This is a genomic window from Cyclobacterium sp. 1_MG-2023 (genome assembly GCF_030546805.1).
Classification (GTDB): Bacteria; Bacteroidota; Bacteroidia; order Cytophagales; family Cyclobacteriaceae; genus Cyclobacterium.
The window spans coordinates 629411-636879 of record NZ_JAUOPC010000001.1; the positions used below are offsets into that span (position 1 = coordinate 629411).

Genomic DNA, 7469 nt, shown 5'->3' on the forward strand with positions numbered 1-7469 from the left:
TCATTTAATCAAAAAAGTGAGTTTATTTTTTTTGTTCTTTGTGCCCCGTTAAACCCAAGCCTATGAATAAAATCATCAATGATCTCATGGACAATAAGTGGTGGCAAGAGTTTGCTGTCGTTGCTTTTTCATTTACCATCTATACTCTCAAAAATGATTGGATGTTTATCAGCTCTTTGGGCTCCATCATGTTGGGCGTATTGTTTTATGTTATTCTGTATGTTCACGCCCAATTTAATCGTTTTATTTTCCTGCCCATTCTTTTTAAAAAACACAAACCAATCATTTATATCCTCCTAACAATCATTGGGATATTTATTTTCTCGGTTTTACTAAACAAGCTTATGACCTTGAGCATGTTTAGTCAATGCCAGTTGTATCAAAATTCCCATCAAAGAAGTTTTTCCTTTCAATTTGCCAGTGTATCGGGAACATTGGTGTGCATATTAAGTCCTATAATTGTTTTTAAGTTTTATAGAATTTACAAGCAGCAAACAGATAAGATCATCCTTTACAACCAGATGCAGGTTAACTCCTTGCGCACCCAGTTGAACCCACACTTCTTATTCAACACCTTCAACACCCTCTATGGTATAAGCCTTCAATTTCCGCAAAGAACTTCAGATTTAATCATGAAAGTTTCACAGTTGATGCGTTACCAGACGGAAAGCACCCACAAGGAGTTTGTATGTTTAGAAAATGAACTTGATTTCATCAATAGCTATGTACAGCTGGAAAAGGAAAGGGTAGCAAACCGCTGTGACATTTCTTATTTTTCCGAAATTGATAAGGAGAGCACTTATAAAATTTCACCCATGCTTTTGATCACGTTTATTGAAAATGCCTTCAAACATGGAACTTGTGCCATCGAAAAATGCTATGTACACATTAATATCTCGGTAAAAAATGGTTTATTGCACCTAATTGTAGTGAATTCCGTTCCAAAAGAATCAAAGGTTGTTTCTACCAATATTGGATTAAAGAACACCATAGCTAGGCTTAAGTTAACTTATGGAGAGGATTACTCGTTGAACATTACCAATGACCCAAAAACCTATAATGTTGATCTAAAAATACAGCTAAAAATGGGTAAAAATGAAGGGAATTAAAACATGTATCATTGTCGACGATGAACCTGCTGCCCACTACGTATTAATAAATTATATCAATCAAAACCCCAGGTTAAATCTGGTTTTTCAAGCCTTCAATGCAATTGAAGCGATGAATTATATCCGTGAAAACAGTATTGATTTAATGTTTTTGGATATTAATATGCCCGAGATTTCAGGCATTGATATGTTAAAAATTCTTTCCTCCCCTCCCCAAACCATCCTCACTACAGCCTATTCAGAATTTGCATTGGAAAGTTACGAGTATGGAGTTCTGGATTACCTTTTAAAACCAATTGATTTACCTAGATTTTTAAAAGCTACCGAACGTTTTTTTGCTTTGGAAAGCCCAGTACCTATTCTAGAAAAAAATTGGCCACAATCCATTACAGTAAAAGTAGACGGGGAATTTAAAGACATAAAATTACAAAAGTTAAACTATATCCAAAGCTTTGGAAACTATGTGAAAATCCACAAAAACCAGAAGGTATGTTTGGGATCCATTTCCACAACTGAATTTGAAAAATTATTACCTGAGGAAAGTTTTATTCGCATCCACAAATCTTATATAGTAGCCATCGATAAAATAAAAAATATTGACAAAGATTTTGTGGAGATAGAGGAAGAAAAATTACCAATTGGCATCACCTATAAAAGACAACTGTTTGATCGCTTGAAAATTCATTAAGAGGGCTTGGTCGGTTTACAATTGACCTCCAATTAGGTGCTTTTTAACAATCCGTGTTTAAATTATTCCCAACGAAGCATTATAAAGTTTTAATATTGTTTAGGTAAGCAAATGAATTGCAGGAAATGAAAGCCAACAGTCTTTAGCCAAGTAATACCAGTAAGGTAAAATTGAATCAATGGCCATTGTGTCAGATATCAGTACTGTATTTATTGAATTTTTTGTCTAAGTGCAATGGAAGCAGGAAATGGCTTGTCAAGAACATAAAACCTATACCTTGCTTGCAGGCTGTTCCGTTTTGAATCATACCACCGTGACACATACTCCATCCAAAAAGGTAGGCTACATCACCTTATTTTTAGCGGTTCTAACTAACTCCGTAAATATTAAATTAACTATCTGCTAAATAATACTTAATGGCTAAAACTCTTCAAAACCCTCATCCCCTTTATCAATGGATCACGATAGAATAATACCATGTTAAATACTAACTACTAAATTTATCTTATTTCTTTTTTCCTAATGAAATACCTATGAAAAGGCTTAGGTAATAACATAAGGATAGATAAAATACATATTGTAAATAAAACTATATGGGAATGTATTTCAAATGGTAAAGGGTAATAATCAATTACGATAAACACGGAAAAAATTGCAAAAATGACAAGAAAAACGTTTTTGTTTTTGATAAATATTTGTTGATATTTTTCTGAAAGCTCAGAGCTATTATTGAAATAATAATACATGATATAAGGCATAAAGACTAAAACATGCGTCGTAAAAGCGATGTTTAAAGTCAATAAGACTCCCAAATGAAATAAAGCCGCAACACCAATAGACCTTAAAAATACAACCGACCAGAAAATTGTAATTATAAAACCGAGTTCAAAAACCAAGGTACTGTAATCCAACATTTTATAAATAAACAAATTGTTTATTTGAACAAACAATTCATTTAAGTACCAAGGGTCCTCAACGGAGTGAAATCTTCTCAAAATATAACCTGCTGTTGTTGAATACGAAGGGTCTAACCACCCTCCTATCAATTTGGGCCAACCTGCAGTAAAATAGCCCCAACCCAATAAAAATGAAAAGAAGGCCAAGGGCCATCCTTTGGGTTTTATATTGGTACTGCTTTTCCTCAAGGAATCGATGGACAGAGCTCCTCCCCAATTGGTAAAAGCCATAAACAAGGGGAAAATTACAGTGAAAATATTATGATTGATCTTTCCGTAACTGTAGAGGTAAGAAAAACCAAAAAGTAATAGAAAACTGAAAAGAATCGACACCCATTTCGTTCGAAAACCAACAAATAGGCAGACGAAGCTAATCCTTACAATCAAATCAAAGGCCCACCAAAAATCACTGGAAATTATGGGGCCAAGAATTAAAGATAATCCTACAGGAGGATCAAAAAACACCAATTCAAAATTTGCTATCTCTTTGAATTCAGGCAAGCCAAAAATAAGGTAACCCAAGCAAAATATTATTCGGGATAAACCCAATTGAAAAAAATTGGGAGCCCAGGTATTATTAAGCCAATTGGTAATTTTCTCGTTAATTGATAGTATCATTATCAAATTTAAATTCTTTTTGTCTTACTAATTCTCTCTTTTGAAAACCTTCTACCATGTCGTAGAAATCCTTGTATTCCTTAATAATAAATCCTGTTAACTTATCGGATTGAAATGGCTTTTTTTCAAACATAAGTTTGGGTATTACTTTATCTGCTCCTCCAACCACATCATTGGTCGTCCATTTTTTTATAACTTTTCGGATGGCATATCCGCCAGGAATTTTAGATATTATTCTTCCTTTCTCTTTTTTTTGTTGATCAAGATTTACGCTTGCCTGGTTGAAAAAAATAAATTTCATATTGGCTTTAAATCTGATTAAATTATCCGGGTTAAAAACCTCTATTAAATCTCCTTTCCATACTTCTTCATCCTCATTCAAATAGATAATTTCAAAGTGACTCACTGACAAAGTTCCACCCTTTATCGCACTTCCGGAAAAAGCAGGCATATTGAGACTTGGGTAGGGTTCACGTACCAATTTAGCAAAAGCCATTGATACAAAAAGCAAAATTACCATTAGGTAAAACGCCAATGTAATTTTATATTTCTTTATAAATTCGTACATAATTTATCCTAACAAAAAATTTAAAGGCTCAATAATACTTAAAATAAATCTTTAATGGCTCTTTTGGCCGCATAATAACCTCCCATTCCATGCACTCCTCCTCCGGGAGGGGTTGAGGCAGAGCAAATGTAAATGTTTTTGCTTGAAGTTCTGTATGGAGATATCCTTACGGCCGGTCTGGTAAACAACTGAGACCAATCCTGAACACCCGCATTGATGTCTCCTCCAATATAATTGGGATTATAATCTTCTATCTCTTTGGTGTTGAAAGTATGCTTGCCTATAATGGTTTCCTTAAAGCCCGGTGCATATTTCTCAATTTGATTCTCAATCACCGCTGACATATCAACTTCAGAACCTGATGGTACATGGCAATAAGCCCATCCGGTATGAAATCCCTCCGGAGAGCGTGTTGTATCAAATAGGCTTTGTTGGGCTAAAAGTACGTATGGGTTATCTGTATACTTCCCTCCCCAAGTCAATCTTTCTGAATTTGAAATATCTTCAATTGTCCCTCCCAGATGAACCGTACCTGCGTCACTTAGCGCTTTTGACTTCCAGGGTATGGGCTGAGATAGGGCAAAGTCCATTTTAAATACGCCCATCCCGTACCGATAACGATTCAGCTGCCAGCGGTATAGACTTGAAAATTTCCCTCCGGCTATTTTCAACAGGTTTTTGGGGCTTAGGTCAAACATTACCATTTTGGCATTGGGGATTTGCCCAAAATCAGTAATCATTTTCCCCTTTTCAATTTTACCACCTAAGGACTCAAAATAGTCGGCCAAAGCATTGGCAAGAGATTGTGAGCCGCCCTTAAGCATGGGCCATCCGGCATGATGACCTGCAGCCATAAGTACCATTCCAATCGCTGAGGTAGTGATATTGGTCAAGGGTTGTATCCCATGAGCAGCCATACCGGCCCATAGGGCCTTGGTTTTGGTCTCTTTAAATTTTTTGGCAAGCATTGTTGCCGGTTGCAAGGCATTCAAGCCAAACCGAGCAAGTTTAATTGGATTTTCGGGGATTTTAAGTGGGGACAAAAAATCGGCCGACAAGCCCTCCCAATGCGCAACAAGGGGCTTTAACAAATCTGTATAGGTTTGCTTATCTCTTCCCAATTGATCTGCCGTTTCACTTAGTGACCGATGCAAAGAAGCTACTGTCCCGTCAGGCAAAGGATGTCCTGCCAAGATTTTAGGGTGGATATATTCAAGACCGTATTTATCAAGAGGCAAGGTCTTAAAAAATGGAGCTGCTGCTGCCATGGGATGTATGGCCGAACAAACATCATGTTTAAAACCGGGAAGGGTTAGCTCCATGGTACGCATGCCACCACCAATTGTTTCTTTCCCTTCAATTAGAAGAACATTTAATCCATGTTTTTGTAAAACAATTGCTGCTGATAGTCCATTTGGCCCTGAGCCTACAACCACAGCATCATAAGTAGCATCCATAGGTAGTTATTTAAAGTAAAGCTACTATAAATATTAGTTCAAAAAAAGGGTAATCCCCACAATTCAATATCATCCACGCAAACAGGTAATTTTTTTTGAATGGCTCTTTGAGGATATAAATTTAGCAGGATAAATCAGCCTAATTTTAGCATCCTCCTTTCCTTCATCCAAATAAAAGCAATTGTGAAATTCATAATACAAAAGCATTTTTATCATGCTAAATAGAATAAAACTTACAGCTAGTTTACTTTTTTGCTTGACACCATTTAAACCCTTAATAAGAAAAATAGAACCATACTATTCCGATTCCAATTGAGGTATAAAAACCGACATTAAAAGGATTAAAAGATCGATAAGACCGAAGGTCCTAAATAAAGTTACCATCCCCATGCTAGCAATGGCAAACCGCTTTTTAAATTTCCCAATATTGATAGGATCATTCATTAATAAAAATAAAATTCTATTCTATTCTAATACAATGTAGCAGCAAGATGAAATCATCACCATATAATACAGCTAGATGAATCCTATAGCTCAACAAAAATCAATTTGAATTAATATCAATAATTATAAAACAAAATTAATCTTTAATTTTTGAATCCAATTCTTGGAAAAACAAGAACCAAGGTAATGATAAAATAATTATCATATTATAAGATACCGTTGAGAAATCAGTAACCATATAAATAAATCCTATTCCTACCATAAAAAAAGCAAACGATAGAGAAATAGATTTTTCATCACTTTCAACACCACTATTGAGGAAATCATCAACACTTTTAGTAGCAATAACTAAAGAAAAAAATTTAAACATCATTAATCCATAACTTACAAAAAATTCAATAAATTCTAAATAAAATATCGGTTTTAAAAAATAATTATAATCTATAAATGTAAATAGATAAGCAAACGCAATTACTTTCCAATTATTAGCGCTAATATTCATATTGATGAGTGTGAAAATTTATTATTTTGTTCAATTTTAACAATGAGAATAAATTTATTGAATAAGGCGCTTAATAAATAATTACCTAATAACTGATAATCAATATATTAGATATCCAAGTTTTTCATGAAAAGTTTGCATCGTATGTCATTGTCCCTTTTTCGGGAAATTAAATACCTCTTAGGCAAAATAGGCTAAGATTAACTTATTTAACATGTGCCTTATTCAATAAATTTAACTTTTTAAAAATTCATCCTTAATCCCCCTCTATAGTGGTATGTTATACTTTTATCAGCTAGGTGCGAATTTTCATCCCTACAATCCATATCAATCTTAAAACAATCCTACACATTTATCTACGACCACTTGACATTTGAAAAATAGAGCGTTTCCTGACATCTTATTTGTTAACCCTCTCCCATAGCTAAAAATAGTTTATCCGCACAGGAATTACAAATGAATTTTACACAATTAAATAACAGTAGAATGCTTAATTTGAATGGTTTTCAATTTCCTTCAAAGAATTTCCAAATTTTGTACATATGTTTACAGGAGGTAAATTGGCAATCCTTTACTAATAACGTATTACGACTTTACATGAGAACAGGAATTAAGGTACGTAGTGAGTTCTTCCTTCAGTTGGAGATCAACTTAACCACACTTTCTATTCGAAACATTAAAAAAAAGCACTAAAGTCTATAACTTTAAATTAAACACACCAAAAACCAACGAATTATTAAAGAATATAATTAAATTAACAGGTATAAAGATTAAAGGAAATAAGTGTACTTTAGTGATGGTAAAAAAGAGAACTTCAAGATAAATGACTCGAACGATTACCATAATAACAAATTAGATTATTATTATATATAGCCTTAATACTAAAAGAACTACGGAACAGAATATTAATGCAAAAATTTTAGGTATGAGTATTGAACCAAAAATTGAAGATTATTTTGAAATAAATAATAATAATAATGAATATCGGTATAAGGATAATAATAAATATAATAACAAATCAAAAACAGTATTTGAGAAAATCCCAGAGGGTGGCTATTTCGGTCTGACCATGCCAGTGATTTCGGTCAAACCGTGCCACTAAGAAAGATCATTTAAAGTAGGTTAAT

Annotated in this window: 7 protein-coding genes; 3 read left to right on the forward strand and 4 right to left on the reverse strand. The window is 33.8% G+C overall.

Annotated elements, in window-relative coordinates; translation table 11 throughout:
• Positions 1–62 precede the first annotated feature (62 nt).
• Together Q4534_RS02320 and Q4534_RS02325 are read left to right on the forward strand one after the other, a co-directional pair.
• Entirely contained in the window at positions 63–1109 is a 1047-nt protein-coding gene (locus Q4534_RS02320; RefSeq protein WP_303611556.1) for a sensor histidine kinase, read from the forward strand.
• Positions 1096–1797 carry a LytTR family DNA-binding domain-containing protein gene (locus Q4534_RS02325; protein WP_303611557.1) on the forward strand — a complete coding sequence of 234 codons (702 nt, stop codon included), beginning with the start codon at positions 1096–1098 and terminating at the stop codon, positions 1795–1797. The genes Q4534_RS02320 and Q4534_RS02325 overlap by 14 nt, the downstream gene beginning before the upstream one ends.
• A gap of 500 nt (positions 1798–2297) precedes the next feature.
• On the opposite strand, the gene Q4534_RS02330 is transcribed toward Q4534_RS02325, so the two are convergent.
• The 4 genes from Q4534_RS02330 to Q4534_RS02345 form a co-directional block, all read right to left on the reverse strand.
• On the reverse strand, positions 2298–3371 hold the full coding sequence (locus tag Q4534_RS02330) for a restriction endonuclease subunit S (protein ID WP_303611558.1): 1074 nt from the start codon (positions 3369–3371) through the stop codon (positions 2298–2300).
• The gene (locus Q4534_RS02335) at positions 3355–3939 is read right to left on the reverse strand and encodes a hypothetical protein (RefSeq protein WP_303611559.1); all 585 of its coding nucleotides are present in this window, start codon (positions 3937–3939) and stop codon (positions 3355–3357) included. The genes Q4534_RS02330 and Q4534_RS02335 overlap by 17 nt, the downstream gene beginning before the upstream one ends.
• Positions 3940–3977: 38 nt before the next feature.
• Positions 3978–5396, reverse strand: coding sequence for an NAD(P)/FAD-dependent oxidoreductase (locus Q4534_RS02340; RefSeq protein WP_303611560.1), 1419 nt, complete (start codon positions 5394–5396; stop codon positions 3978–3980).
• A 580-nt stretch (positions 5397–5976) separates the two neighbouring features.
• Positions 5977–6342, reverse strand: coding sequence for a hypothetical protein (locus Q4534_RS02345; RefSeq protein ID WP_303611561.1), 366 nt, complete (start codon positions 6340–6342; stop codon positions 5977–5979).
• Positions 6343–7267: 925 nt separating this feature from the next.
• On the opposite strand from Q4534_RS02345, the gene Q4534_RS02350 reads away from it, so the two are divergent.
• Positions 7268–7444: a hypothetical protein gene (locus tag Q4534_RS02350; RefSeq protein ID WP_303611562.1), complete on the forward strand. Its 177-nt coding sequence runs from the start codon at positions 7268–7270 to the stop codon at positions 7442–7444.
• The last annotated feature ends 25 nt before the right edge of the window (positions 7445–7469 follow it).

What these genes read in the sequence shown, in the direction of transcription:
- Q4534_RS02320 (WP_303611556.1), top strand. Translation starts at nt 63, where the DNA reads ATGAATAAAATCATCAATGATCTCATGGACAATAAGTGGTGGCAAGAG.
- Q4534_RS02345 (WP_303611561.1), bottom strand. Translation starts at nt 6,342, where the DNA reads ATGAATATTAGCGCTAATAATTGGAAAGTAATTGCGTTTGCTTATCTA.
- Q4534_RS02335 (WP_303611559.1), bottom strand. Translation starts at nt 3,939, where the DNA reads ATGTACGAATTTATAAAGAAATATAAAATTACATTGGCGTTTTACCTA.
- Q4534_RS02325 (WP_303611557.1), top strand. Translation starts at nt 1,096, where the DNA reads ATGAAGGGAATTAAAACATGTATCATTGTCGACGATGAACCTGCTGCC.
- Q4534_RS02330 (WP_303611558.1), bottom strand. Translation starts at nt 3,371, where the DNA reads ATGATACTATCAATTAACGAGAAAATTACCAATTGGCTTAATAATACC.
- Q4534_RS02340 (WP_303611560.1), bottom strand. Translation starts at nt 5,396, where the DNA reads ATGGATGCTACTTATGATGCTGTGGTTGTAGGCTCAGGGCCAAATGGA.
- Q4534_RS02350 (WP_303611562.1), top strand. Translation starts at nt 7,268, where the DNA reads ATGAGTATTGAACCAAAAATTGAAGATTATTTTGAAATAAATAATAAT.